Annotated in this window: 26 protein-coding genes; 4 read left to right on the forward strand and 22 right to left on the reverse strand. The window is 65.1% G+C overall.

Translation table 11 applies throughout. The features are described 5' to 3' along the window. Positions 1 to 36: 36 nt before the first annotated feature. The 13 genes from BWR19_09215 to BWR19_09275 form a co-directional block, all read right to left on the reverse strand. Complete coding sequence (locus BWR19_09215) at positions 37 to 798, reverse strand: YciK family oxidoreductase (protein ID APX93093.1); 762 nt, start codon at positions 796 to 798, stop codon at positions 37 to 39. Between the two features lie 23 nt (positions 799 to 821). Next, positions 822 to 1,571 carry a tol-pal system protein YbgF gene (locus BWR19_09220; protein ID APX93094.1) on the reverse strand — a complete coding sequence of 250 codons (750 nt, stop codon included), beginning with the start codon at positions 1,569 to 1,571 and terminating at the stop codon, positions 822 to 824. Positions 1,572 to 1,596: 25 nt separating this feature from the next. Next, positions 1,597 to 2,133, reverse strand: coding sequence for a peptidoglycan-associated lipoprotein (locus BWR19_09225; GenBank protein APX93095.1), 537 nt, complete (start codon positions 2,131 to 2,133; stop codon positions 1,597 to 1,599). A gap of 40 nt (positions 2,134 to 2,173) precedes the next feature. After that, a complete protein-coding gene (locus tag BWR19_09230; GenBank protein APX93096.1) occupies positions 2,174 to 3,466 on the reverse strand; it encodes a Tol-Pal system beta propeller repeat protein TolB in 1,293 nt (430 codons plus the stop codon). Next, positions 3,466 to 4,617: a protein TolA gene (locus BWR19_09235; protein ID APX93097.1), complete on the reverse strand. Its 1,152-nt coding sequence runs from the start codon at positions 4,615 to 4,617 to the stop codon at positions 3,466 to 3,468. The genes BWR19_09230 and BWR19_09235 overlap by 1 nt, the downstream gene beginning before the upstream one ends. Positions 4,618 to 4,625: 8 nt before the next feature. After that, on the reverse strand, positions 4,626 to 5,066 hold the full coding sequence (locus BWR19_09240; GenBank protein APX93098.1) for a protein TolR: 441 nt from the start codon (positions 5,064 to 5,066) through the stop codon (positions 4,626 to 4,628). Between the two features lie 12 nt (positions 5,067 to 5,078). After that, positions 5,079 to 5,768 (reverse strand): protein TolQ, encoded by a 690-nt coding sequence (locus BWR19_09245; GenBank protein APX94973.1) that lies wholly within the window; start codon positions 5,766 to 5,768, stop codon positions 5,079 to 5,081. An 11-nt stretch (positions 5,769 to 5,779) separates the two neighbouring features. Beyond that, a complete protein-coding gene (locus BWR19_09250; GenBank protein APX93099.1) occupies positions 5,780 to 6,190 on the reverse strand; it encodes a tol-pal system-associated acyl-CoA thioesterase in 411 nt (136 codons plus the stop codon). Further along, positions 6,187 to 7,224, reverse strand: a complete 1,038-nt coding sequence (locus tag BWR19_09255) for a Holliday junction branch migration DNA helicase RuvB (GenBank protein APX93100.1) — start codon at positions 7,222 to 7,224, stop codon at positions 6,187 to 6,189. Before BWR19_09255 ends, BWR19_09250 begins: the two co-directional genes overlap by 4 nt. A gap of 34 nt (positions 7,225 to 7,258) precedes the next feature. Beyond that, on the reverse strand, positions 7,259 to 7,870 hold the full coding sequence (locus BWR19_09260; GenBank protein ID APX93101.1) for a Holliday junction branch migration protein RuvA: 612 nt from the start codon (positions 7,868 to 7,870) through the stop codon (positions 7,259 to 7,261). A 105-nt stretch (positions 7,871 to 7,975) separates the two neighbouring features. Next, entirely contained in the window at positions 7,976 to 8,521 is a 546-nt protein-coding gene (locus BWR19_09265) for a crossover junction endodeoxyribonuclease RuvC (protein ID APX93102.1), read from the reverse strand. Between the two features lie 88 nt (positions 8,522 to 8,609). Further along, positions 8,610 to 10,391 (reverse strand): aspartate--tRNA ligase, encoded by a 1,782-nt coding sequence (locus tag BWR19_09270; GenBank protein APX93103.1) that lies wholly within the window; start codon positions 10,389 to 10,391, stop codon positions 8,610 to 8,612. 52 nt (positions 10,392 to 10,443) lie between these two features. Further along, the gene (locus BWR19_09275; GenBank protein APX93104.1) at positions 10,444 to 10,707 is read right to left on the reverse strand and encodes an FmdB family transcriptional regulator; all 264 of its coding nucleotides are present in this window, start codon (positions 10,705 to 10,707) and stop codon (positions 10,444 to 10,446) included. A gap of 219 nt (positions 10,708 to 10,926) precedes the next feature. Here BWR19_09275 and BWR19_09280 point away from each other — a divergent pair, with 219 nt between their 5' ends. From BWR19_09280 to BWR19_09290, 3 genes are read left to right on the forward strand one after another with little or no spacing between them, the layout of a single operon-like run. Beyond that, on the forward strand, positions 10,927 to 11,871 hold the full coding sequence (locus tag BWR19_09280; protein ID APX93105.1) for a glycerate dehydrogenase: 945 nt from the start codon (positions 10,927 to 10,929) through the stop codon (positions 11,869 to 11,871). A gap of 49 nt (positions 11,872 to 11,920) precedes the next feature. After that, positions 11,921 to 12,850, forward strand: coding sequence for a ribokinase (locus BWR19_09285; GenBank protein APX93106.1), 930 nt, complete (start codon positions 11,921 to 11,923; stop codon positions 12,848 to 12,850). 39 nt (positions 12,851 to 12,889) lie between these two features. Beyond that, entirely contained in the window at positions 12,890 to 13,831 is a 942-nt protein-coding gene (locus tag BWR19_09290; GenBank protein APX93107.1) for a nucleoside hydrolase, read from the forward strand. A 3-nt stretch (positions 13,832 to 13,834) separates the two neighbouring features. On the opposite strand, the gene BWR19_09295 is transcribed toward BWR19_09290, so the two are convergent. Both BWR19_09295 and BWR19_09300 read right to left on the reverse strand, forming a co-directional pair. Then, positions 13,835 to 14,107, reverse strand: coding sequence for an acylphosphatase (locus BWR19_09295; protein ID APX93108.1), 273 nt, complete (start codon positions 14,105 to 14,107; stop codon positions 13,835 to 13,837). 10 nt (positions 14,108 to 14,117) lie between these two features. Next, positions 14,118 to 15,020 (reverse strand): ribonuclease BN, encoded by a 903-nt coding sequence (locus tag BWR19_09300; protein APX93109.1) that lies wholly within the window; start codon positions 15,018 to 15,020, stop codon positions 14,118 to 14,120. 138 nt (positions 15,021 to 15,158) lie between these two features. On the opposite strand from BWR19_09300, the gene BWR19_09305 reads away from it, so the two are divergent. After that, on the forward strand, positions 15,159 to 16,259 hold the full coding sequence (locus BWR19_09305; protein ID APX93110.1) for an ADP-ribose pyrophosphatase: 1,101 nt from the start codon (positions 15,159 to 15,161) through the stop codon (positions 16,257 to 16,259). A gap of 9 nt (positions 16,260 to 16,268) precedes the next feature. Here BWR19_09305 and BWR19_09310 read toward each other — a convergent pair whose 3' ends face one another. The 7 genes from BWR19_09310 to BWR19_09340 all read right to left on the reverse strand — a co-directional run bounded on the left by BWR19_09310 (position 16,269) and on the right by BWR19_09340 (position 24,043). Beyond that, positions 16,269 to 17,186 carry a LysR family transcriptional regulator gene (locus BWR19_09310; protein APX93111.1) on the reverse strand — a complete coding sequence of 306 codons (918 nt, stop codon included), beginning with the start codon at positions 17,184 to 17,186 and terminating at the stop codon, positions 16,269 to 16,271. Positions 17,187 to 17,322: 136 nt separating this feature from the next. After that, a complete protein-coding gene (locus tag BWR19_09315) occupies positions 17,323 to 18,741 on the reverse strand; it encodes a cardiolipin synthase (GenBank protein ID APX93112.1) in 1,419 nt (472 codons plus the stop codon). 99 nt (positions 18,742 to 18,840) lie between these two features. Further along, positions 18,841 to 20,346, reverse strand: a complete 1,506-nt coding sequence (locus BWR19_09320) for a fumarate hydratase (protein APX93113.1) — start codon at positions 20,344 to 20,346, stop codon at positions 18,841 to 18,843. A gap of 209 nt (positions 20,347 to 20,555) precedes the next feature. Then, positions 20,556 to 21,377: an endonuclease VIII gene (locus BWR19_09325; GenBank protein ID APX93114.1), complete on the reverse strand. Its 822-nt coding sequence runs from the start codon at positions 21,375 to 21,377 to the stop codon at positions 20,556 to 20,558. Positions 21,378 to 21,381: 4 nt separating this feature from the next. Next, positions 21,382 to 23,412: an excinuclease ABC subunit B gene (locus tag BWR19_09330; GenBank protein APX93115.1), complete on the reverse strand. Its 2,031-nt coding sequence runs from the start codon at positions 23,410 to 23,412 to the stop codon at positions 21,382 to 21,384. Between the two features lie 38 nt (positions 23,413 to 23,450). Further along, a complete protein-coding gene (locus BWR19_09335; GenBank protein APX93116.1) occupies positions 23,451 to 23,852 on the reverse strand; it encodes a peroxiredoxin in 402 nt (133 codons plus the stop codon). Further along, positions 23,852 to 24,043 (reverse strand): hypothetical protein, encoded by a 192-nt coding sequence (locus BWR19_09340; protein ID APX93117.1) that lies wholly within the window; start codon positions 24,041 to 24,043, stop codon positions 23,852 to 23,854. Before BWR19_09340 ends, BWR19_09335 begins: the two co-directional genes overlap by 1 nt. Positions 24,044 to 24,100 lie beyond the last annotated feature (57 nt).

Consider the following 24,100-nt stretch of genomic DNA (forward strand, 5'->3'; position numbering starts at 1 on the left):
ACGGCGGGCGCCGCAACTACGGCGCCCGCCCTGGGCTCACTGGCGTGGCGGCTGCGCGTCGAACTGTTCGCCGGTGACACCGCGACTGTCGGGGCCCATCAGCCACAGGTAGGTGGGCATGATCTCGGCCGGCCGACGCAGGCTATCGGGATTCTCGCCGGGATAGGCCGTCTTGCGCATCTGGGTGCGGGTGGCGCCGGGATTGATGCTGTTGATGCGAATGCCGGGATTATTGACGAACTCGTCCGCCAGCACCTGCATGAACCCCTCGGTGGCAAACTTGGAGACCGCATAGGCCCCCCAGTAGGCGCGCCCCTTGCGACCCACGCTCGACGAGGTGAACACCAGCGAGGCGTCGTCGCTGGTCAGCAGCAGCGGCATCAGCGCCTGGGTCATCCAGATCGGCCCGTTGACATTGACCTGCATGACCTGCTCCCAGAGCGCCGGATCGTACTGCTCGAACGGCGTCAGGCGACCCAGCAGACCGGCATTGTGCAAGACCCCGTCCAGACGCCCGAACTCCTTGTCGAGCGTCTCCGCCATGTCGTGAAAATCCTTGAGCGTGGCACCCTCGAAATTGAGCGGGAAGATTGCCGGCTGCGGACCGCCGGCGGCCTCGATCTCATCGTAGACCGCTTCCAGCTTGGCCACGGTGCGGCCCAGCAGGATCACCGTGGCACCGTGGGCGGCATACGCCTTGGCGGCTTCGCGACCGATGCCGTCGCCGGCGCCGGTGACCAGGATGACCCTCCCGTTGAGCAGGTCGGGGCGCGCGTGGTAGTCGATCTTGCAGGACATCGGGGCTCCTCTGGCAATGGCCGTTACAGGCCTGACTGATTGAGAAATTCGCTGGCCAGGCTGGCGGCATTGCTGTCCGGGTAGCGCTCCATCAGCGCGTCGAGCAGCTCGCGGCTGGCGTCGGGCTCACCTTGACGCGCCCGCAGCAGGGCTAGCTTGTACAACGCATCCGGCACCTTGTTGCTATCGGCATAATCATCGATCACGGTCTGGAAGGCCGAGGCGGCCTGATCGAGATTCGATTCGGCAGAGTGCAGTTCACCCAGCCAGTAATAGCCGTTGGCCGTCAGGTCATGGTCGGGGTAGTCGGCCACGAAGCCCTCGAAAGCGCTGATCGCTGCCGGGAAGTCGCGCGCCTGGACCTGCTGGAAGGCCTGCTGATAGGCGGCCTGAGCGCCACTGCCAGCGCCGCTGGCAGCGGCAACTTCCTGTGCAGCGCCGGGATCGACGTTGGGCGAGCCGCCCACGGTGCCTACCGCTGCCAGACGCTCCTCGAGATCGATATAGCGCTCCTGATTGAGCTGGCGCATCTGCTCGAGCTGGTGGCGCAACTCTTCCAACTGGCCGCGCAATTGCGATATCTGGCGCTGATTCTCTTCCAGCTGATTGAGCAGCATCAGGCTGCCACCGCCGGCCTCACGTGCTTCGGTCTGTTCATAGAAGCTGCGCGACTGCTGCTGTGCCGAAAGGTCCTCCACGATCGGGGCGGCCCCAACGGACAGCGGGAGCACCAGGGCTCCCGCGCCGCACAGCCTTTTGAGGCTGTGTTTCATGCTTCACTCCACTAGCGAGTGTGGCTCAGTAAGAGAAGACCACACGACGGTTCTGGGCGTAGGAGTCTTCGTTCTGGCCACGCACGGCAGGACGCTCTTCACCGTAGCTGACCACCTCAAGCTGTGACGGCGACACGCCCTGTACGTTCATGAAACGCTGCACGGAGTTGGCACGGCGCTCGCCGAGTGCCATGTTGTACTCGCGGGTGCCGCGCTCGTCGGTATGACCTTCGAGCACTACGCGGGCGTTGGGATTGGCACGCAGGTACTGGGCATGCGCATTGAGCACCGACTCGAACTCGCTGCGAATGGTATCGCGGTCGAAATCGAAGTAGATGGTACGCACGCTGGGGATGCCCTGCTGGCTGGCCTGACTGGTGCCGTTGCCACCATTCATGCCGGTACCGCTAACCTGGCCGCTACCCACGCCTTGTCCGGCAGCACCGCTGCCGCTGGTGCCATCCATGGACCCGTCCTGGGTACCGCCGCTGCTGGAACAGCCTGCCACGAAGGCGAGAGAGGCGGCCAACACCAGACCCTTGGCGTAAGATGAGAATTGCATGTTCAACTCCTTGCAAGAATTGAATGACACTAATGGTCGCTCAGTTCAGAAACGGTGACCACGCGGGTTCGCGTACGTCACCTCGTGCCGAGGGCAGGCGGAACGCGGCTCGTCCGTCGGCCGACACTGCCCCCAGCACACCGTTGTTACCCTGTTGGGTAGCGAAGATTACCATGCTCCCATTCGGCGCAACACTAGGAGATTCATCCCAGCGACTATCGGTTAGGGTCGTCAGGCGGTTGGAGCCGAGATCCTGACGTGCGACCTGATAACCGTTGTTGCCGCGATGAATCAGAAACAGCGATTCGCCGTCGGGCGAGTAGCGACCGCGGGCGTTGTAGTTGCCGGTGAAAGTCAGCCGTTCGACCTGCTTGCTGGCGACATCCATCTTGTACAGCTGGGGCCCACCGCTGCGATCCGAGGTGAACACGATGCTGCGTCCATCCGGCGACCAGCTGGGTTCGGTATCGATGGAGCTGCTGTCGGTCATGCGCTCGAAGCTGCGCGCAGCGACATCCATGATATAGATCTCCGGCTGGCCATCCTTGGACAGCGACATCGCCAGGCGACGCCCGTCGGGCGACCAGGCCGGTGCGCCGTTGATCCCCGGGAAGGAGGTGGCGCGCACTCGCTGGCTGGTGGCCAGGTCCTGGATATAGATCGCCGGACGCTCGGTTTCGAAGGAGACATAGGCCAGCTTGGTGCCATCCGGCGACCAGGCCGGCGACAGGATCGGCTCGTCGGAGCTGAGGATCTCCTGGCTGTTGCGGCCATCGGCATCGGCGATGAACAGTGAGAAGCGCATGTCGTTACCCACGCCCTCCGAGGTGACATAGGCGATACGCGTCGAGAAGGCGCCGCGCAGTCCGGTGATGGCCTCGAAGATCTGATCGCTCATGTAGTGGGCGGCGCCGCGCAGCTCATCCCGCTCGCTGGTCACCACCTCACCGATCAGACGGCGCTGGCCGTAGATGTCCATCAGCTCGAACTGCATGCGGTACTGGCTGCCCTCTTCGCGGGCCTGGCCGACCACCAGGTAGTCGGCGTCCACGGCGCGCCAGTCGCGGTAGTTGACGTCGCTGCTGCTGCTCGGGCGGGCGATCAATGAGTTGCGTGACAGCGGGTCGAACTGGCCGCTGCGCTCCAGGTTGTCGCTGATCACCTGGGCAACGTCGTCGGGCAACGAGCCGCCGCCGTCCACGGCGAACGGCACGATGGCAATCGGAATGGCACGATCACTGCCTCGAGTGATCTCGATGGTCAGGTTGGCCTGGGCCTGGGTGGCAAACAGCACCAGCAGGGCGGCAAGCCAGAGGTTCAGCAAAGGTTTCATCAGCGTACATCCCCGGGTCGGAATCTTAGATTGAACTGACGGAATTGACTCTGCGCGGCCGGCGGCAGCTGTCGCATCTCACGAAACGGTGACGCGCGCTCGACGGCCTGAATCACCGAACGATCGAAGGCCCCGTCCCCACTACTACTTACAATCGTAGCCCCGATCAGTTCGCCGGTGGGCAATAGATCGAGACGCAGGGTGGCTTCAAGCCCCGATGCAGAACCGGACGGTATGATCCAGGCCTGCTCCACGGCGTTGCGCACCAGGTTCTGGAAGCTGTTGGCTGCCTGCTCGGCCTGGCGCGCATTGGCGATCGACTCCTGCTCGCCGGCGATCAGGCTGTCGATATCGCTGGCGGCCTCGGCAGCGGCACGTGCGGCCTCCTGACGCTGGCGCTCGGCTTCCTGCTCCGCTTGGCGGCGGGCCTCCTCCTCCTGGCGCTGGCGCTCGGCCTCGGCCTCCTGCTCGGCGCGACGGCGAGCCTCCTCTTCCTGGCGCTGGCGCTCGGCCTCGGCTTCCTGTTCGGCCTGGCGGCGCGCCTCTTCCTCACGCTGACGCTGGGCTTCGCGCTCACGCTCGGCTTCAGCCTGTTGCTCTGCCTGGCGACGCGCCTCCTCTTCCTGGCGCTGGCGTTCAGCGGCCTCAGCCTCGCGCTGCTGTTCGGCCTCGCGGCGCTGCTGCTCCTGCCGCTGGCGTTCGGCCTCGGCGGCGGCTTCCTGCTCTTCGCGTAGCCGAGCCTGCTGCTCGGCCTCTTCGGCGCGACGCTGGGCGTCGGCCTCTGCGTCGAGACGCTCCTGCTCCCGCGCCTGCTGCTGTGCTTCGCGCTCTGCCTGCTGCTCGGCCTGACGCTGGGCAGCCTGCTCTTCCGCCTGCTGGCGCTCGGCCTCGGCGGCGGCTTCTGCCTCCGCCGCCGCGGCCTCTTCGTCGGCCTGCCGCTGGGTGGCCCTGGCGCGCGCTTCTTCGGCGCGTAGCGCTTGATCGGTGGTGGTTTCGGTGCTCACCAGCGTCGCCTGCACCACCGATGACGAGGTGGCCTCCGGCTCGCGGCTGGGCAAGGTGATGACGCTCATCACTACCACCAGCACATGCAGGCCGACGGCGAGCAGCGTGGGCAGGCCATAGCCTACACGGCTATCGTGTCTGGCCATGAGGTTCCTCAATCTTCACTCGAGGGCGGTTCGGAGATCAGCCCGACATTGGTCACCCCGGCAACCTGCAGGGTACTCATCAGCGTCACTACCTGGCCGTAGGTAACATTACGATCGCCGCGCACCATCACCGGCGTATCCGGGCGACGGTCGAGAATGATGATGATCTGGTCGGCAATGTCATCAAGGGATACCGAGGTCTCTTCATCACCCAGCGAAATGTAGTAGTCGCCCTCGCGGTCGACCGAGACGATGATCGGCTCGCTGTCATCGACATCGTCGATCGGCTCGGAGGTCACCTGGGGCAGGTCAACGCGCACGCCCTGGGTCAGCATCGGCGCGGTGATCATGAAGATCACCAGCAGCACCAGCATGACGTCGATAAACGGCACGACGTTGATTTCCCCCATCGGCTTGCGATTGCCGCCGCGGTTGAACGGTCCATTCATAGCGGATCTCCCTCAGCCGGCGTCGCTGTCGCCACGCCCCTGCAGATTACGGTGCAGGATGGAGTGGAACTCCTCGGCGAAATCCTCGTACTTGCCGAGCAGCTTGCCGGATTCCGATGACAGCCGGTTGTAGAAAATCACCGCGGGGATCGCTGCGAACAGGCCCATGGCGGTAGCGATCAGGGCTTCGGCAATCCACGGTGCCACCGTGGCCAAGGTAGCCTGCTGGGTCATCGACAGACTCTGGAACGAGCCCATGATGCCCCATACGGTGCCGAACAGGCCGATGTAGGGGCTGGCCGAAGCCACCGTGGCAAGGAACACCAGGTGCAGGCTAAGGCGCTCCTCTTCACGCGACCAGGCCACCCGCATCGAGCGCTGCACGCCGTCGAGGATCGCCTGGGGGCTGCGGGTCTTGGGCAGCAGGCGATTGAATTCGCGGAAGCCGGCGCGGAATACATGCTCGGCGCCGCTGGTTTCCTGCTCGGAGGGCGTCTCGCGATACAGCTCGTTGAGATCGACGCCGGACCAGAAGCGCTCCTCGAACGCCAGATGGGTTCGCTTGGCGCGACGCATCACGAAGGTGCGCTGAAAGATCACGATCCAGGAGGCGATCGAGCCCACCGTCAGCAGCAGCATGACCAGCTGCACCACGGTGCTGGCGCTCATGATCAGGTGGGGAATGGACATGGAGTCGTTCACGGGCATCCTCATCAGTCTTGCAAGTGTTGACCGCTCAGGGCGGCACGCAGCGGCGCTGGCCATCGCGTCGGTTTGAGGCGAGTCGCATCGATACAGGCGATGTCGACCCAGGCATCACATAAGGGTTCCCCGCGGCACGTCACTTGCTGGCGAAAGGTCATTCGGCAAGCGTCGTGACGCTCGATCTCGGCGCTGACCTGCAGCGCATCGTCGAGACGGGCGGGCTTGGCATAACGGCACTCGAGACGATGTACCACCAATTGGATGTTATCGTCGAGCAGCGCCAGTTGGGTAAGCCCGAACTGGCGCAGCCATTCGCTGCGTGCCCGCTCCATGTATTTGAGATAGTTGACGTAATAGACGATACCACCGGCATCGGTGTCTTCAATGTAGACGCGCACCGGCCAGCAGAAGCGACTCACGCGGCCCCCTCCCCGGCGCCGCTCTCGGGCGGCGTCGGTGCAGCGATACCGAAGTGCAGGTAGGCCTGGCGCGTGACCACTCGCCCGCGGGCGGTGCGCATCATGAAGCCCTGCTGGATCAGATAGGGCTCGATGACATCCTCGATGGTGTCGCGCTCCTCGCCGATCGCCGCCGCCAGTGAATCGACCCCGACGGGCCCGCCCTCGAACTTCTCGATCATCGCCAGCAGCAGGCGCCGATCCATGTGGTCGAGGCCATGGCGGTCGACGTGGAGCATGTTCAGGGCGCTGTCGGCGATGGCGGCATCGAGGGTTCCATCGCCGCGCACTTCGGCGAAGTCGCGTACCCGCCGCAGCAGGCGATTGGCGATGCGCGGCGTACCGCGGGCGCGGCGCGCAATCTCGGCGGCACCCGGGCGGTCGGCGCTAACGCCCAGCAGGCGCGCCGAGCGCGTGACGATCTCGGTCAACTCCGCCACGTCGTAGAACTCCAGTCGCTGGACGATGCCGAAGCGGTCGCGCAGCGGCGAGGTCAGCAATCCCGCCCGAGTGGTCGCCCCCACCAGGGTGAACGGCGGCAGGTCGAGCTTGATCGAGCGCGCGGCAGGCCCCTCGCCGATCATGATGTCCAGCTGGAAGTCTTCCATGGCCGGATACAGCACCTCTTCGACCACCGGCGACAGGCGATGGATCTCATCGATGAACAGCACATCGCCAGGCTGCAGATTGGTGAGCATGGCGGCCAGGTCGCCGGCACGCTCTAGCACCGGCCCCGAGGTCGACTTGATATCGACGCCCATCTCGGCGGCGATGATATTGGCCAGGGTGGTCTTGCCAAGCCCTGGCGGCCCGAACACCAGGGTGTGGTCGAGGCTCTCGTCGCGGCCGCGGGCCGCGCTGATGAAGATATCCAACTGCTCGCGCACCGCCGGCTGGCCGATGTAGTCGGCCAGCCGCTGTGGGCGAATGGCATGATCGACCCGGGTCTCGCCGGGCTGGCTGTGAGCCGCGATCAGGCGATCACTATCAATCATTCGCTGCTCTCATGGCGGGTCATGCGTCCCTCCTTCAGCCTGCCAGCTTGCGGGTCAGGGCGGCCTTGATCAAGGCCTCGGTGGAGAGTCCCTTGTCGAGGCCATTGAGCATCCTGGTCGCCTCGGTGGGCTTGTAGCCGAGCGACACCAGTGCCGCCTCGGCGTCGAGCAGTGGGTCGCTGCCGGTGGTCGCAGGGCCGGCGGCCTGTGCCAGGTCGTCGAGACCGGCGTCGCCCTGCTGCCAGTGAGGAAAGCGGTCGCGCATCTCGATGATCAGCCGCTCGGCGGTCTTCTTGCCGACCCCGGGCAGGCGCGTCAATGCCTTGGCATCGTCATCCATCACGCAGCGGATGAACTGCTCCTCCTCCATGCCGGAGAGAATCGCCAGGGCCAGCTTGGGTCCCACCCCGTTGACCTTGATCAAGCCTCGAAACAGGGCGCGCTCCTGCTCACGGACGAACCCGAACAGCAGATGCGCATCCTCGCGAACGATCAGGTGGGTAAACAGCTGGGCCTGCTCGCCGACAGCGGGCAAGGCCAACAGGGTATTCATCGAGGCTTCGATCTCGTAACCGACCCCGCCGACGTCGAGCACCAGCCAAGGCGGCTGTTTCTCGAGCAGGGTGCCACGCAGGCGTCCAATCATGCATCACATCCTTGAGCTGACTGGCTTGCCACTATACTGGTCGCCGCGACGGCTGACTAGCGTCTTCAAACACTGTTTGATAATCCCCTCGACGAGCGCGGCAGGCTAGCCGGGACGGTAGTCGCGCCAGCCCTTGGTGCGGCCCTTGGCGGCGCTGCGCCCCCCGTAGCTGCCGCGCTGCACCAGGCCCAGCCGCGCATGGGCGTGGGTCAGGGCGATCGCCAGCGCATCGGCGGCATCCGCCTGCGGCGTGGCGCTGAGGCCGAGGATCGCGGTGACCATATGCTGGACCTGGGCCTTGTCGGCAGCACCGCTGCCGGTAACCGCCTGCTTGATCTGGCGTGGCCCATACTCGCTGACCGGCAGGCCGTGGTTGGCGGCACATACGATGGCCGCACCGCGGGCCTGGCCGAGCTTGAGCGCCGAATCGGCGTTCTTGGCCATGAACACCTGCTCGATGGCGAACTCCCCGGGGCAGTGAACCGCGATCAGCTCGCTGATACCGGCATACACCTGGGCAAGCTTCTGCGACAGCTCGTCGGCCTGGATGCGAATGCAGCCGCTGGCCACATAGCGGGGCTTGGCCAGCGACACGTCGAGCACCCCGTAGCCGGTGATCCGCGACCCGGGGTCGATACCGAGAATCAGCATGATGGCTGCCGCGCCGCGCCGGCGCCCGACGCAGACGACGTCGGCGCCACTCGGGCGCCGACATGCTGGGTACGCGAGCGCGCGATGGTCACTCCCCCGCGGATTCCGGCTTGGCCTTCTGGCGCAGCCGGATATTGAGCTCCTTGAGCTGCTCGGCGTTGACCTCGCCGGGGGCGTCGGTCATCAGGCAGGCGGCGCTCTGGGTCTTGGGGAAGGCGATCACCTCGCGGATGGTCTTGGCGCCGGTCATCAGCATCACCAGCCGGTCGAGGCCGAACGCCAGCCCACCGTGGGGCGGTGCGCCGTACTTGAGGGCGTCGAGCAGGAAGCCGAATTTCTCCTCGGCCTCGGTCTCGCCGATGCCCAGCACTTCGAATACCGTGCGCTGCATGGCCTGGTCGTGAATACGGATCGACCCGCCGCCCAGCTCGGTACCGTTGAGCACCATGTCGTAGGCCCGCGACAGCGCGCTGGCCGGGTCCGACTTGAGTGCCTCGGGGCTGCACGACGGCGCGGTGAAGGGATGGTGCAAGGCGTGCAGGCGACCGGCGTCGTCGGCCTCGAACATCGGGAAGTCGACCACCCACAGCGGGGCCCAGGCCTGGGTGTAGAGGTCGAGGTCCTCGCCCAGCTTGACGCGCAGCGCGCCCAGCGCTTCGTTGACCACCCGCGCCTTGTCGGCGCCGAAGAAGATGATATCGCCGTCCCGGGCGTCGAGGCGCTCGAGCAGCTCGTCAATCACGTTCTCCATGAACTTGACGATCGGCGACTGCAGACCCTCCAGGCCCTTGGCACGCTCGTTGACCTTGATCCAGGCCAGCCCCTTGGCCCCGTAGATGCCGACGAACTTGGTGTACTCGTCGATGGCCTTGCGCGACAGCTCGGCGCCACCCGGCACCTTGAGCGCCGCCACGCGGCCGTCGGCGGCGGTCGCCGGCCCGGAGAACACCTTGAAATCGACCTTGGCCATCAGATCGTCGACGTCGGTCAGCTCCAGCGGGATGCGCAGGTCGGGCTTGTCGGAGCCGAAGCGCGACATCGCCTCGCTGTAGGGCATGCGCGGGAAGCGCGGCAACTCGACCTCGAGCACCTCCTGGAACAGCCCGCGGATCATCGACTCGGTGATGTCCATGATGTCGTCTTCTTCGACGAACGAGGCCTCGAGATCGATCTGGGTGAACTCGGGCTGGCGGTCGGCGCGCAGGTCCTCGTCGCGGAAGCACTTGGCGATCTGGTAATAGCGATCGAAGCCCGACACCATCAGCAGCTGCTTGAACAGCTGCGGCGACTGCGGCAGCGCAAAGAAGCTGCCGGCGTGGGTACGGCTCGGCACCAGATAGTCGCGGGCGCCCTCCGGGGTGGCACGGGTCAGGATCGGCGTCTCGATATCCAGGAAGCCCTGATTCTCGAGGAAAGCGCGAACATTGTGCGAAATCCGCGAGCGCAGGCGCAGTTTGTCGATCATCTCTGGACGGCGCAGGTCGATGTAGCGGTGCTTGAGACGCACCTCCTCGCCGACCTTGCCGTGCTCGTCGAGCTGGAACGGCGGCGTCACCGCGCTGTTGAGCACCTCTACCTGCTTGGCCAGTACCTCGATCATGCCGGTCGGCATATTGGGATTCTCGGTGCCTGCAGGACGCAGCCGTACGCGCCCGGAGATACGCAGCACGTACTCGTTGCGGGCGCGATCGGCGGTGGCAAAGGCCGCCTCGGTATCGGGATCAACCACTACCTGGGCGATGCCGTCGCGGTCGCGCATGTCGAGGAAGATCACCCCGCCGTGATCACGGCGACGGTGTACCCAGCCGCACAGGGTGACCTGGTCATCTACCAGGGTCTCGTTGAGCTGGCCGCAATAATGGCTGCGCATGTTACATCCTGTTCCGTTGCATGGATCGAAAGTGTCAGGCACGGCGCCCGGCTCAGGCCGCGGCACCGTCCTTGCTTGAGGTCTTGCTCGACGCCTTGCTGTCAGCGCCGTCGCCGGCAATGTTCTTCTTGCTGCCGGACTTGAAATCGGTCTCGTACCAGCCGCCGCCGGCGAGTCGGAAACCGGCCGCCGAGACCAGGCGGCTGAGCGCCGGGCTTTCACAGCTCGGACAGTCCGTCAGCGGCGTTGCGCTGATCTTTTGCAGTTTTTCCAGGCGGTGGCCACAGGCCTTGCACTCGTATTCGTAGATGGGCATGGTTCTAGTCTCTCCGAAAGACCACGATGCGATGAGGCCGTGGCGAATCGCCTGACAGCGGCGACCGCGGCCAATGTGGATGCTGATATAGGGCCAGTGGCGCTTTTTCCAAGGGCGCACACTTCCCAAGCCTGCCTCGAAAGCCCGATAGTATAGCGTGTTGCGCCCCCTAACGGGCAAGGCAAGCCACCGGACTGACGATAACAACGAGGACCCGCCATGAAAGCCGTGATTCTGGATGCCGCTACGCTCGGCGATGACATCGACCTGACGCCGCTACGCGAACAGGTCGACAGTCTCGAGGTTCACGCCATCACTCCCCTGGAGCAGCGCCTGGAGCGGCTCGCCGGCGCACGCATCGCCATCGTCAACAAGGTGGTGCTGGACGCCGAACTGCTCGAGCAGCTCCCGGCCCTGGAGCTGATCTGCGTGCTCGCCACCGGCACCAACAATATCGACATGGCCGCTGCCGAGCGTCACGGCATCGAGGTAAGGAACGTGTCCGCCTACGGCACCGCCAGCGTGGCACAGCACACCCTGATGCTGATGCTGGCATTGGCCAATCGCCTGCCGCTCTACCAGCGGGAGGTTGCCGCCGGAGACTGGGGCGACAGCCCGATCTTCTGCCTGATGAGCCATCGCACCCTGCAGCTGGCGGGCAAGCAGCTGGTGATCGTCGGCCAGGGCGAGCTCGGCTCGCGGGTCGCCCAGCTCGCCGAGGCCTTCGGCATGCAGGTGACCTTCGCCGCACGTCCCGGCAATGAGGCCAATGATCGCCGTCCGGGCCTCGCCGACCTCGCGCCGAGCGCGGACATCATCAGCCTGCACTGCCCGCTGACCGACGATACCCGCGGGCTGATCGATGCGGCGATGCTGGCACGCATGCGGGACGATGCCCTGCTGATCAACTGCGCCCGCGGCGGCATCATCGATGAGGCCGCCGCGCTTGCCGCCCTGCGTGACGGCACTCTAGGCGGCCTCGGCGTCGACTCGCTGCCGGTGGAGCCCCCGCGGGACGGGCATCCGCTGATCTCGGCCAGCGGCGAACCGCTCAATCTCATCGTCACGCCCCATAACGCCTGGATCACCCCCGAGGCGCGTGCCAACGTGGTCAAGCTCACGGTCGATAACCTGTGCGCCTGGCGCGCCGGCAGGACAGGCTGAGCGGCGTCTGCTAGCCTCTCGCGCCCGGCCACACATGCAAGGAGCTCGCATGCCCCGTCCTGTCCATAACTTCGGTTCGATCAACATCGACCACGTCTACCGGGTGCCGCATCTGGTGCGCCCCGGCGAGACCCTGGCCAGTCACCGCTATCAGCAGGTGCTGGGCGGCAAGGGCGCCAACCAGTCGCTGGCCATGGCCCGTGCAGGCGGGCGAATCGAGCACTGGGGGCGAGTGGGACGCGCCGATGCCTGGGCGCTGCAGATCCTCGCCCAGGCCGGGGTCGGGCTCGACGACACCGTGCTGTGCGATGAGCCCAGCGGTCATGCGCTGATCCAGGTCGACGACCAGGGCGAGAACGCCATCATTCTGCACCCCGGCGCCAACCACGGCTTCGACAGCCAAGCGATCGATGCCCTGCTGGCCAGGACCAGGCCCGGCGACAGCCTGCTGCTGCAGAACGAGTGCAACGGCCTCGAGCATCTGCTGCGCCGCGCCAAGCAGGCGGGACTCGAGATCGCCTTCAATCCGGCACCGATGAACGCCGTCGCCGCGGCCCTGCCGCTGGCCAGCTGCCGACTGTTGTTCGTCAATCGCGGCGAAGCCGCAGCCCTTGTCGGCCTGTCTGAGTCGACGCCGCCCGAGCAGCTACTCGACGCCCTGGCTGCGCGGCTACCGGAAACCGAGTTGGTATTGACCCTGGGCAGCGGTGGCGTCTGCTACCGCAGCGAGCACCAGCAGCTGCGCTTGGCCGCGCATCGCGTCGAGGCCGTTGACACCACCGCCGCCGGTGACACCTTCATCGGCTATTTCATGGCCGCCCGCCAGGCCGGCGAAGACGTCGAGGCCTGCCTGCGGCGCGCCAGTACCGCCTCGGCACTCTGCGTCCAGCGCGAGGGGGCCGCGCCCAGCATCCCCCCGGCCGCCGAGGTCGAGGCGGCGCTCGGCGACTGGCCGCCGCTTGCGGTCGCGGCATACTAGCTCTCCACACCCACTGTCTTTCCAGCATAAGGACGCAGCATGACGACTCCGATCATCTTCGATACCGACCCGGGCGTCGATGACGCCCAGGCAATCGCCATTGCCCTCGCCCATCCCGACATCGAGCTGCTGGGGTTGACCACCACCTACGGCAATGTCGACATCGGCACCGCCACCCACAATGCGCTGTTGCTCAGTGAACTGGCCGGCCAGACGATTCCCGTGGCTCAGGGCGCCGCCGCCCCCCTGGTCAAGCCCAAGCATCCGGCTCCGGCGCATATCCACGGCGCCAACGGCCTGGGCAACATCGAGCTACCGGCGGTGAGCGGCCAGGCCGATCCGCGCAGTGCCGCACAGTTCATCGTCGACACCGTCAATGCCCGCCCCGGCGAGGTGACGCTGGTGGCGGTGGGCCCGCTGGGCAACCTGGCCGCGGCCCTGCAGCTCGACCCGGGCATCGTCGAGCGGGTCAAGCAGGTGGTAATCATGGGCGGGTCGATTCGCGAGGGCGGCAACGTCACGCCGGTGGCCGAGGCAAATATGTTCAACGACCCCCATGCCGCGTCGCGCGCCCTGACGGCCGGCTGGCCGCTGGTGATGGTGGGGCTCGATGCCACGCACCGCTGCGTGCTGTCTCCCGCCGACATGGACACCATCGCCGCCGGCCAAGGGCGCCTCGGAAAGGTGCTCAAGGGCAGCTACGGCTTCTACCGCGATTTCTACCAGCAGGCGCTGGGCATCGACGGCTGCTGCCCCCACGACAGCTGTGCGCTGGCCTGGCTGATGGCGCCGCAACTGTTCACCAGCGCCCGCGGCCATCTCACGGTGGTGACCGACGGTGACGCCGAGGGGCAGACGCTCTTCGCCCCCGAGGGGCGCGACTTCATCGACGCGCGCTGGTCGCGTACGCCGCCGGTCGTGGTGTGCCTGAATGCCGATGGCCCGGCGGTCGTGCAGTGGATCGTCGACACACTGCGCTGAGCGCTAGAGCGTCTGGAAGCTATCGCGATCGCGGTATTCGACGCCTTCCAGCTCGACGTGGGTCACCCGAGCACCGGGTGGCCCCTTCCATAGCCACTCGACAACCGCATTGACGGCGCCGCTCTCGCCGCACAGCAGCACCTCGACGCGCCCATCCGGCAAGTTCTTGGCATGGCCGGTGACGCGGTGCTGGAGGGCCTGCTCCTGGGTGGAACGGCGATACCAGACCCCCTGCACCTTGCCGGCGACCATGGCCTTGACGCAGCATTTGCTCATCGCGCTCTCCTCACTCATCGACTTCATGGCGGACCACCACAGCCGAGTTGCGCGGCACGATGGGCCTGCCGCGGGCCACCAGGTGGCACTTGGTGAAGGCGGCACCGAACAGCAGGATCAGCGAGCTGTAGTAGACCCATAGCAGGATTACCACCACTGAGCCTGCCGCCCCATAGGTCGAGGCGGTGGCGGTATAGGCCAGGTAGGCGGCGATGCCGTAGCGGCCGAGGGCAAACAGTACCGCAGTCACCGCGGCACCTACCACCACGTCCTTCCAGCGCAGCACCACGTCCGGCAGCACCTTGAAGATGGTCGCGAACAGCGCGGCGATCATCAACAGCGAAATCAGAAACTCGGCGCTGCCCGCGAGTATGCCAAACACCGGCAGCAGCCCCTCGGCATGGCTGATCACTGCGCGCAGGACTACCCCGAATGCTAGCGACACCAGCAGGATGAAGCCAATCGACAGCACCACGGTCAGCGACAGCACGCGATTCTTGAGAAAGATCAGCAGGCTGTTGCCGCTCGGCTTGGCGGTCACGTCCCAGATGGTATTCAGCGAGAACTGCATCTGGGCAAACACCGTGGTCGCCCCGACCAGCAGCGCCCCCACCCCCAGCAGCGTCGGCAGCAGCCCGGACTCCTCGATGCGCGATTGGGCAACGGCCTGCTCGATCATGCCGGCGGCCTCCGGGCCCATGGTGCCCTGCAGCTGAGCGACGATCTGGCCCTGGGCGGCGTCCTCACCCAGCACCACACCGATCACGGTCACGGCGATGATCACCGTGGGTGCCAACGAGAACAGCGTGTAGAACGCCAGCGAGCCGGCGTAGCTGAAGGCGTTGCGCTTCAGCCATAGCTGAATGGCGGCGTGAACGATTTGCCACCAGTAGACGATGTGCTGCTTGATCATGCAGGCTCCCAGGCGTGATTAGGATGCTCTAAAGCATACGTCACAGAGACTAGCGCTGCAGACGCAGGGTCAACGCCGCATTGCAGCCAACCCGGTGAGCTCGGATAATGCCCCCACCCACCTGCCCACGGAGCCCGCATGGCGTCGACCCCGCAAGCACCATACGCGCAGCATGACTACGATTTCGACTGCCTGGTCTTTATCGGTCGCTTCCAGCCGCCGCACCTGGGTCACCTGGCAGTGATCCACGAGGCGCTCAAGCGTGCTCGCCAGGTGATCGTGCTGGTCGGCTCCGCCTGGCAGGCGCGCTCACTGCGTAACCCGTGGCGTTTCGATGAGCGCCAGGCCATGCTGCGCAGCTGCTTCGACGAGGAGGATAATCGGCGACTCGACATCGAGCCGCTGCTCGATGCCCTGTACAACAACGACGTCTGGGTACGCGACGTGCAGCGCAAGGTGCGTGATGTCGCCAGCCCCCAGCACGGGCGCCTGCCTCGTACTGGCCTGATCGGTGCCAGCCGCGGTCAGTCCAGCTACTACCTGTCGCTGTTCCCGCAGTGGGAATCGGTGAGCGTGCCGCTGGTCGAAGGCATCTCGGCCAGTCAGATCCGCGAGCGGCTGTTCCGTTCGCACTCTTCGGCGGGAGATTATCTCTCTACTGGGGCCGCCCACGACCTGCCGCCCAGCGTGCACGAGGTGCTCGGGAGCTTCGCCGAAGACGAGCCCTTTCAGCGCCTGATCGAGGAGCAGCAGCTGCTCGAGCAGTATCGCAGCGCCTGGGCCGAGGCCCCCTACCCGCCGATCTTCGTCACCGTCAATGCGGTCGTGGTGCAGTCCGGCCACGTGCTGCTGGTCAGGCGCACCGCGGCGCCGGGCAAGGGACTGCTGGCGCTGCCTGGCGGCTTCATCAATCCCCATGAGCGCCTGCTGGACGCCTGCCTGCGTGAGCTGCGCGAGCGGCTGCGCCTCAAGGTGCCAGAACCGGTGCTCAAGGGCTCGCTGCGCGGCCAGCGGTTGTTCGATGAACCTCATCGCAGCTGGCGCGGACGCACCCTGGCGGAAGCCTTCTACTTCGCGCTGCGCCCGGAGCAGCAGCTGCCACAGCTCAAGCCGGTCAAGGGCGGCGACCACGCACGCTGGGTGGCCCTGGCCGACCTCGAGCCCGAGAGCCTGTTCGAGGACCACTTCTTCATCATCCAGAATTTCCTCGGCCTGCCCGCCGACTTCGGCACGAGCTAAGCCACGGCCTCAGGCTTGCAGGAAGTCCCGCGGCAGCTTCATCATCTGCCGCCACAGCTTCTCGACGCCGGGCTTGTGCACCAGCGAGCAGCGGTACAGTCGGATCTCCAGGGGGATGTCCCACGCCTTGCCCCCGGCGCGTACCAGCTTGCCGCTCTTGAGCTCCTCGCGGATGCAGAAATCGGGGATCCAGGCCATGCCGGCGCCCTGCAGCATCATGCCTTTCAGTCCCTCGGCCATGGCCGTCTCGTAGACCGTACGCAGCCGCATGCGCAGCGGATCGTTCTTGAGCAGCATGCGCACGCTACGTCCGAGGAAGGCGCCCTGGGTGTAGGCGAGGAAGGGCACCGACTCGCTGCCCTCGAGAGGAAAGCGGGCGGCCCCCTCTCGATCGGGCAAGCACACCGGCACCATCTTGACCTGGCCGATCGAGAACGACGGAAACACCTCGGCGTCGAGTTGCATGCTGGCGTAGGGGTCGTAGTAGCCGAGCATCAGATCGCAGTTGCCCTCGCGCAGCACGTGGATCGCCTCGCCCATGTTCATGGCGATCAAGCGCGTCGGCAGCTCGCCGGTGCCCTGCTGCAGGCGCGAGATCCACTGCGGGTAGAAGGTCAGCGCCAGTGAATGCGCCGCAACGATATCCAGCGCCTCGTTGGCCATCGACAGGCCGCGCAGGTGGCCCAGGCATTCGCTCAACTGCTCGACCAGATTGCGCGCGGTGACCAGAAACAGCTGGCCTTCGGGGGTCAAGCCCACCGGCGTGGTCGAGCGGTCGACCAGCGTCACGCCGACCGCCTGCTCCAGCGAGCGGATCCGCCGACTGAAGGCCGGCTGAGTGACATGGCGCTGACGTGCCGACGCCGAGAAACTGCGCGTATTGGCCAGGGCGACGAAGTCTTCAAGCCACTTGGTTTCGAGGTTCACCGCGACTCCCGTGTCCGACAATCAAGCTTGAATGGCCACCATACAGGCGAGCCAGGATAAAAATCAGCACGTTAGCGTGCAGAAGAGAGTTCGACAAGCACGCCGTCGAATCGCTGTAACGATATGCCGCATCCTGCTACTGAATCGGCGACAGCAGATAGGCCGCACGTGACAGCAGCTTGCGCCATAGCGGACGATCGCGGAGTTCGTCGTAGCTGATGCGTCGGCAGTCGGCGAAGTCCTTCTCGAGCATCAGGCGCACCTCGGCGGCGAAGCGCCGGTCCGGAACATAGGCGGTAATCTCGAAGTTGAGCCGGAACGAGCGGTTGTCGAGATTGATGGTGCCGACCGTGGCGCTATGGTCGTCGATCAGCATCACCTTTTGATGCAGGAACCCCGGCTGGTAGCGATACACCTTGACGCCGGCGCGCAGCATGTCGGGCAGGAACGAGAACGCCGACAGGAATACCAGCAGGTGGTCGGGCCGTTCGGGGATCATCACGCGCACATCGACGCCGCGCATGGCCGCCAGGCGCAGGGCGTCCTGAACGCCCTGATCGGGTACGAAGTAGGGACTGGTGACCCACAGCCGCTCCTTGGCACTGTGAATCGCCTGCTGCACCAGCAGGCTGGCGGTTTCCTGGCGATCGGCCGGCCCCGAGGGGACGATGACCACGTTCTGGCAGTCGTCGCAGGTACTGAGCGGCAGCCAGGAGAGGCTCAGCACCTCGCCGGTGGCCCAGTGCCAGTCCTCCCAGAAGGCCTCTTGGAGGCCGAGTACGCTGGGCCCGGTCAGCTTGAGGTGGGTATCACGCCATGGACCGTGCCGGCGGTGCTGGCCGAGATACTCGACGCCAACATTGAAGCCCCCCAGCCAGCCCTCGCGGCCGTCGACCACCAGCACCTTGCGGTGGTTGCGGAAATTGAGCTGGAACCGATGACGCACGCCACGCGACGAGTTGAAGGCGCTAACCGCCACCCCGGCGTCGAACAGGTCATTCAGGTAGCCCTCTCCGAGCTTGCGGCTGCCGATTTCGTCGTAGAGGAAATAGACTCTGACGCCGCGCTCGGCGGCGCGCTCCAGATGCGCCTTGAACTGCAGGCCCAGGGCATCGTTGCGCACGATGAAGAACTGCACCAGCAGATACTCCTCGGCGGCATCGATACCGGCAAACAAGCTGTCGAAGGTGGCCTCGCCGTCGATCAGCAGCTCGGCCCGGTTGCCGCTGGTGAGCGGCATCATGGCCAGCTGTTCGACGGCGCGAATCTCGCCAAAGCCGGCATCGGCCAGGTAGGGCTCGATCTGCTCACGGTAGCGCGCCAGCACCCGGCGCAGCACCGTATCGCGCTCACCGCGGGCCGAGACGTAGCCGTAGAAGCGCGGCCGACCGAAGATCCAGTAGGCGGGCAAGGCGGCATAGGGAAAGGTGATCAGCGAGATGATCCAGGCGATCGCGCCCTGTGAGGTGCGGCTCGACATCAGTGCCAGCACCGCCGAGAGAATACCCAGCAGGTGCACCATGAAGATGGCCAGGCCCGTCAGCCAGGATGTCATGGACGCTCCCTGATCCGTGAATCGGGCTGCCATCATACCCGTAACGCAGGCAGCCCCGCCAGAGGCGGGGCTGCGTCGGCATCGTCCGAGTGGCTCGTATCAGGCGCGCTCGGCGATGATCTCCTTCCACTTGGCGGGACCGGTCTGGTGGACCGAGGTGCCGCTGCTGTCCACCGCCACCGTGACCGGCATATCCTCGACCTCGAACTCGTAGATCGCTTCCATGCCCAGATCCTCGAAGCCTACTACCCGGGACTTCTTGATCGCTTGAGAAACCAGGTAAGCCGCGCCTCCAGTAGCCATTAGATAACAAGCCTTGTTATCGCGGATCGCTTCGATCGCCGCTGGACCTCGCTCGGCCTTGCCTATCATCCCTTGGAGACCGGCACGCTCGAGCATATCGCGAGTAAACTTATCCATGCGGGTTGACGTTGTTGGGCCGGCCGGGCCTACAACTTCATCACCTACTGGATCAACTGGACCAACATAGTAGATAAATCGCCCAGCCAGATCCACAGGGAGCTCCTGGCCTTTGTTCATCATATCGATGATTCGTTTGTGAGCGGCATCACGACCTGTCAGAAGCTTGCCGTTGAGCAGCAAGACATCACCTGGCTGCCAGCTCTGAACCTCCTCCGGGCTGATGCCATCAAGATTAACACGCTTTACATTGTCACCAATTTCACGGGTTATCTCTGGCCAGTCCTCGAGCCTGGGCACCGGTAACGATGCAGGGCCGGCACCATCCAGGGCAAAATGTACATGGCGGGTGGCCGCACAGTTGGGAATGATCGCCATGGCCTTGTTGACCGCATGAGTTGGATAGTCTTTGACCTTGATGTCCAACACTGTGGTCAGCCCGCCCAATCCCTGGGCACCAATGCCACTGCTGTTGACTTTATTGTAGAGCTCCAAGCGTAGTTCCTCGGCGCGACTCCCTGCCCCGCGAGACTGCAGCAGTTGGATGTCGACGGGATCCAATAAAGATTCTTTGGCGAGTAGCATGGCCTTCTCGGCGGTGCCGCCAATGCCGATGCCGAGCATGCCCGGCGGGCACCAGCCGGCACCCATCTTGGGCAGCTGCTCCATCACCCAGTCGACCACGCTGTCGGAGGGATTGAGCATGGCGAACTTGGACTTGGCCTCGCTGCCGCCGCCCTTTGCCGCCACGTGGACCTCGACCGTGTCGCCGGGCACGATCTTGTGATGAATGATCGCCGGGGTATTGTCGCCGGTATTCTTGCGCTGACCGTCGGGGTCGGCCAGCACCGAGGCACGCAGCACGTTATCGGGGAGCTGGTAGGCGCGCCGCACGCCCTCGTTGACCATTTCATCGAGGCTCATGTCGGCTTCCCAGCGCACGTTCATACCCACGTGCAGGAAGACCGTGACGATGCCGGTGTCCTGGCAGATCGGGCGATGGCCCAGGGCGCACATCCGCGAGTTGATCAGGATCTGGGCGATGGCATCCTTGGCCGCCGGATTCTCTTCCCGCTGATACGCCTCGTGCATGGCGTCGATGAAATCCTTGGGATGATAGTAGGAGATGTACTGGAGGGCGTCGGCGACGCTCTGGATCAGGTCATCCTGGCGGATCAGGGTCATCAGCGGCTAGCTCCTTGGCTATGGCATAAGGCACACGGCACTGCGGTCAGGCGCGGTTGCCGTGGCAAGGAAAGGGTCAAGCGGTGCGGATTATAACGCATCTGTAAACGTCGATCAGTCGGATATCTGCAAGGTAAGCATGGCTGTAATTTTGTAGCCCAACAAAGATAACGGTATAAGACCTATCGGGCCGGGAATTGCCTCCCACCTCAACGCTGGCAGCTGGGACACAGGTACAGCCGTCGCGATGCCACGCTGTGCTTCTCTATAAAGGCGCCGCAGGCGTGACACGCCTCGCCGGCGCGATCGAAGACCGCATGCCGCCAAACGCGACGCGGCAACCCCGCCTGCTGCAGCGACTCACGCCACGCTGGGCGATTGGTCACGCCCGCCTCGCGATAGGCCTGGGCCATGGTGACTACCATCACCTCGGCAAGGCGCTGCAGCTCGTCCGCGGCGAGGCCCTCGGGGCGTCTCTGCGGCCGCAGCCCGGCGAAGAACAGCATCTCTGAGCGCAGATAGTTGCCGATGCCGGCGTAACAGTGCTGGTCGAGCAGCAGACCGCCCAGCCCCCGCCGCCGGAAGCGCGGCGTCAACAAGCGGGCCATGACGTCGTCCGGCGTTACCCGATGGGTCAGCAGGTCCGGCCCCAGCCGGCGTAGAAAGGGATGTTCCGCAAGCGCCCCAGCGTCGTCGTGCAGCGAGATATCCGAGGCGCTATAGAGGCTGGCGGCATGGGTCTCGGTGGTGAGACGTAGCCGCAGGCTACGCGTCGTCGCGGGTGGCTTATCGCGAGCATGCAGCATCCAGCGCCCATAGAGCTGGTTGTGGGAGTAGAGCACGCGGCGATCTTCGAAATATGTCAGCAGCGCCTTGCCCCAGCTGTCCACCGCAGTGATGCGCTGCCCCACCAGCGACGCCGCTGCTTGCTGCAGCTCTGGAAAGGCGAACCACACCTCGACCAGCGGCCGGTTGATCAGCAGTTTGCCAAGGCGGTCGGCGGCGCGCCGAATCTCGGGTCCTTCCGGCATCGGCTCAGCCCAGCGCCAGCAGGCGCGCCTTGTGCTCTTGAAGGCGGTCGCGGAGTCGCGCCGCCTCCTCGAATTCGAGGTTCTGCGCAGCCTCGAACATGGCATCCTCGAGACGGCTGATCTCGCGGGTCAGGCCCGCGGCATCCAGCGCATCGAGGGAGGCGGCATAGTCGCCCTGCCCTTCGGCCACCTTGCGCTCGCTCTTGCGGCCCTTGCTCTTGCGTGAGCCGGGTGCCGCCGCCGCTTCGAGGATATCGGCCACCGAGCGCGTCACCGTGGTCGGGGTGATGCCATGCTCCAGGTTGTGGGCAATCTGCTTGTCACGCCGGCGGTCGGTCTCGTCGATGGCACGCTGCATCGAGACGGTCACCCGGTCACCGTAGAGGATCGCCTTGCCGTTGGCGTTGCGCGCGGCGCGGCCGATGGTCTGAATCAGCGAGCGCTCATTACGCAGGAAGCCCTCCTTGTCGGCATCCAGAATCGCCACCAGCGACACTTCGGGAATGTCGAGCCCTTCGCGCAGCAGGTTGATGCCCACCAGCACATCGAACTTGCCGAGCCGCAGGTCGCGGATGATCTCGACGCGCTCTACGGTGTCGATGTCGGAGTGCAGGTAGCGCACCCGCACGTCGTGCTCATCGAGATACTCGGTGAGGTCTTCGGCCATGCGTTTGGTCAGAGTCGTCACCAGCACTCGCTCACCCACCTCGGCGCGCAGGCGTATCTCCGACAGCAGGTCGTCGACCTGGGTCGACGCCGGTCGCACCTCGATCTCGGGATCGACCAGGCCGGTGGGGCGCACCACCTGCTCCACCACCTGGCCGGCATGCTCGGCCTCATAGGGCCCTGGCGTGGCCGAGATGAAGATCGTCTGCGGCGAGATATGCTCCCACTCCTCGAACTTCATCGGGCGATTATCCAGTGCCGACGGCAGGCGAAAGCCGTACTCCACCAGGGTCTCCTTGCGCGAGCGGTCGCCCTTGTACATGCCGCCCACCTGGGGAACGCTGACGTGGGATTCATCGATGAACAGCAGCGCATCCGGCGGAAGGTAGTCGAAGAAGGTCGGCGGTGGCTCGCCGGGGGCGCGGCCCGAGAGATAGCGAGAGTAGTTCTCGATGCCGTTGCAGTAGCCGAGCTCGAACATCATCTCGATATCGTAGAGGGTGCGCTGCTCGAGACGCTGGGCTTCGACCAGCTTGTCATGCTTTCGCAGCCAATCGAGCCGCTCGACCAGCTCGCCCTTGATGTTCTCGGCGGCCTCGAGAATCGTCTGGCGCGGGGTCACATAGTGCGACTTGGGGTAGATAGTCATGCGCGGCACCTTGCCGCGTATCTCGCCGGTCAGCGGGTCGAACAGACTGATCGAGTCGATCTCGTCGTCGAACAGCTCGACCCGCACCGCCTCCTCTTCAGAATCTGCGGGAAATATATCGATCACGTCACCGCGCACCCGGTAGGTGCCGCGGCGGAAATCCATGTCGTTGCGGGTGTACTGCAGTTCCGCCAGACGGCGCAGCATCTTGCGCTGGTCGATCAGCTCGCCGCGATTGACGTGCAGGCGCATCTTCAAGTACTGCTCGGGATCGCCCAGGCCGTAGATCGCCGACACCGAGACCACGATCAGCGCATCGCGACGCTCGAGCAGTGCCTTGGTCGCCGAGAGTCGCATCTGCTCGATATGATCGTTGATCGAGGCATCCTTCTCGATGAAGGTGTCCGACGACGGCACATAGGCTTCCGGCTGGTAGTAGTCGTAGTAGGAGACGAAATACTCCACGGCGTTGTCGGGAAAGAACGACTTGAACTCGCCGTAGAGCTGCGCCGCCAGGGTCTTGTTGGGTGCCATGACGATGGTGGGACGCTGCAAGCGCTGGACCACATTGGCCATGGTGAAGGTCTTGCCGGAGCCGGTGACGCCGAGCAGCGTCTGGTGCGTCAATCCCGCGTCCAGCCCGGTGACCAGGGCGTCGATCGCTTTCGGCTGATCACCGGCCGGCTGGAACTTGGATGTCAGCTCGAAGCGTTTCTGCATGACGGGCAACCCTGATGAAAGATAACGGTATAAATGCGTCAGCCCTGACGCGTGGTGATCTCCACCGTAGCGCTGGTCATCAGCCGGTGGATCGGGCAGCGGTCGCTGATCTCGGTGAGCCTCGCCAGACGCTCGGCATCGTCGACCCCGTGGAAAGTCAAGGCGACCTCGAGTCGGTAGATGCCACGCCGCTCATCGCGCTCGTCGCGACTGACCACCGCCGTCACCCCACTCAGCGCCCAGCCCTTGCGCTGGGCATACATCTGCGCGGTGATCGCCTTGCAGGCGCCCAGCGACAGATCGAAGTAGTCGTGGGGGTCCGGCGCGCTCTCCTCGCCACCGACGATACGCGGCGCGTCTACATAGAGGTCGTCGAAGCCCTCGAGTTCCACCCGCTGGCGCAGCGTGCCGGCTTGCTGACTGATTACGGTAATGGTCATCAGCGCACCTTGACCTTGAGCGGCGCCAGCGCCTCGACCAGCACCTCGCGACGCACCCGGCCCTCGACGTCGGCGCCGTGACGTCCGACTTCGGCGCTCTCGACGCCCTCCACCATCATCAACGCGGTGGTAATCCGGTTGATCAGCTCAGCGTCGTCGACGCCCTCGAATGTCAGCGATATCTGCGCCATGGCACGCTCTCCGCAATCGTCTCGATTAACGTGACAGTCTAACATGCCGAGGCAGCA

The sequence above is a fragment of the Halomonas sp. 1513 genome, from assembly GCA_001971685.1.
Lineage (GTDB): Bacteria > Pseudomonadota > Gammaproteobacteria > Pseudomonadales > Halomonadaceae > Franzmannia.

What these genes read in the sequence shown, in the direction of transcription:
- BWR19_09215 (APX93093.1), bottom strand. Translation starts at nt 798, where the DNA reads ATGTCCTGCAAGATCGACTACCACGCGCGCCCCGACCTGCTCAACGGG.
- BWR19_09220 (APX93094.1), bottom strand. Translation starts at nt 1,571, where the DNA reads ATGAAACACAGCCTCAAAAGGCTGTGCGGCGCGGGAGCCCTGGTGCTC.
- BWR19_09225 (APX93095.1), bottom strand. Translation starts at nt 2,133, where the DNA reads ATGCAATTCTCATCTTACGCCAAGGGTCTGGTGTTGGCCGCCTCTCTC.
- BWR19_09230 (APX93096.1), bottom strand. Translation starts at nt 3,466, where the DNA reads ATGAAACCTTTGCTGAACCTCTGGCTTGCCGCCCTGCTGGTGCTGTTT.
- BWR19_09235 (APX93097.1), bottom strand. Translation starts at nt 4,617, where the DNA reads ATGGCCAGACACGATAGCCGTGTAGGCTATGGCCTGCCCACGCTGCTC.
- BWR19_09240 (APX93098.1), bottom strand. Translation starts at nt 5,066, where the DNA reads ATGAATGGACCGTTCAACCGCGGCGGCAATCGCAAGCCGATGGGGGAA.
- BWR19_09255 (APX93100.1), bottom strand. Translation starts at nt 7,224, where the DNA reads ATGATTGATAGTGATCGCCTGATCGCGGCTCACAGCCAGCCCGGCGAG.
- BWR19_09260 (APX93101.1), bottom strand. Translation starts at nt 7,870, where the DNA reads ATGATTGGACGCCTGCGTGGCACCCTGCTCGAGAAACAGCCGCCTTGG.
- BWR19_09265 (APX93102.1), bottom strand. Translation starts at nt 8,521, where the DNA reads ATGCTGATTCTCGGTATCGACCCCGGGTCGCGGATCACCGGCTACGGG.
- BWR19_09270 (APX93103.1), bottom strand. Translation starts at nt 10,391, where the DNA reads ATGCGCAGCCATTATTGCGGCCAGCTCAACGAGACCCTGGTAGATGAC.
- BWR19_09275 (APX93104.1), bottom strand. Translation starts at nt 10,707, where the DNA reads ATGCCCATCTACGAATACGAGTGCAAGGCCTGTGGCCACCGCCTGGAA.
- BWR19_09280 (APX93105.1), top strand. Translation starts at nt 10,927, where the DNA reads ATGAAAGCCGTGATTCTGGATGCCGCTACGCTCGGCGATGACATCGAC.
- BWR19_09285 (APX93106.1), top strand. Translation starts at nt 11,921, where the DNA reads ATGCCCCGTCCTGTCCATAACTTCGGTTCGATCAACATCGACCACGTC.
- BWR19_09290 (APX93107.1), top strand. Translation starts at nt 12,890, where the DNA reads ATGACGACTCCGATCATCTTCGATACCGACCCGGGCGTCGATGACGCC.
- BWR19_09295 (APX93108.1), bottom strand. Translation starts at nt 14,107, where the DNA reads ATGAGCAAATGCTGCGTCAAGGCCATGGTCGCCGGCAAGGTGCAGGGG.
- BWR19_09300 (APX93109.1), bottom strand. Translation starts at nt 15,020, where the DNA reads ATGATCAAGCAGCACATCGTCTACTGGTGGCAAATCGTTCACGCCGCC.
- BWR19_09305 (APX93110.1), top strand. Translation starts at nt 15,159, where the DNA reads ATGGCGTCGACCCCGCAAGCACCATACGCGCAGCATGACTACGATTTC.
- BWR19_09315 (APX93112.1), bottom strand. Translation starts at nt 18,741, where the DNA reads ATGACATCCTGGCTGACGGGCCTGGCCATCTTCATGGTGCACCTGCTG.
- BWR19_09320 (APX93113.1), bottom strand. Translation starts at nt 20,346, where the DNA reads ATGACCCTGATCCGCCAGGATGACCTGATCCAGAGCGTCGCCGACGCC.
- BWR19_09325 (APX93114.1), bottom strand. Translation starts at nt 21,377, where the DNA reads ATGCCGGAAGGACCCGAGATTCGGCGCGCCGCCGACCGCCTTGGCAAA.
- BWR19_09330 (APX93115.1), bottom strand. Translation starts at nt 23,412, where the DNA reads ATGCAGAAACGCTTCGAGCTGACATCCAAGTTCCAGCCGGCCGGTGAT.
- BWR19_09335 (APX93116.1), bottom strand. Translation starts at nt 23,852, where the DNA reads ATGACCATTACCGTAATCAGTCAGCAAGCCGGCACGCTGCGCCAGCGG.
- BWR19_09340 (APX93117.1), bottom strand. Translation starts at nt 24,043, where the DNA reads ATGGCGCAGATATCGCTGACATTCGAGGGCGTCGACGACGCTGAGCTG.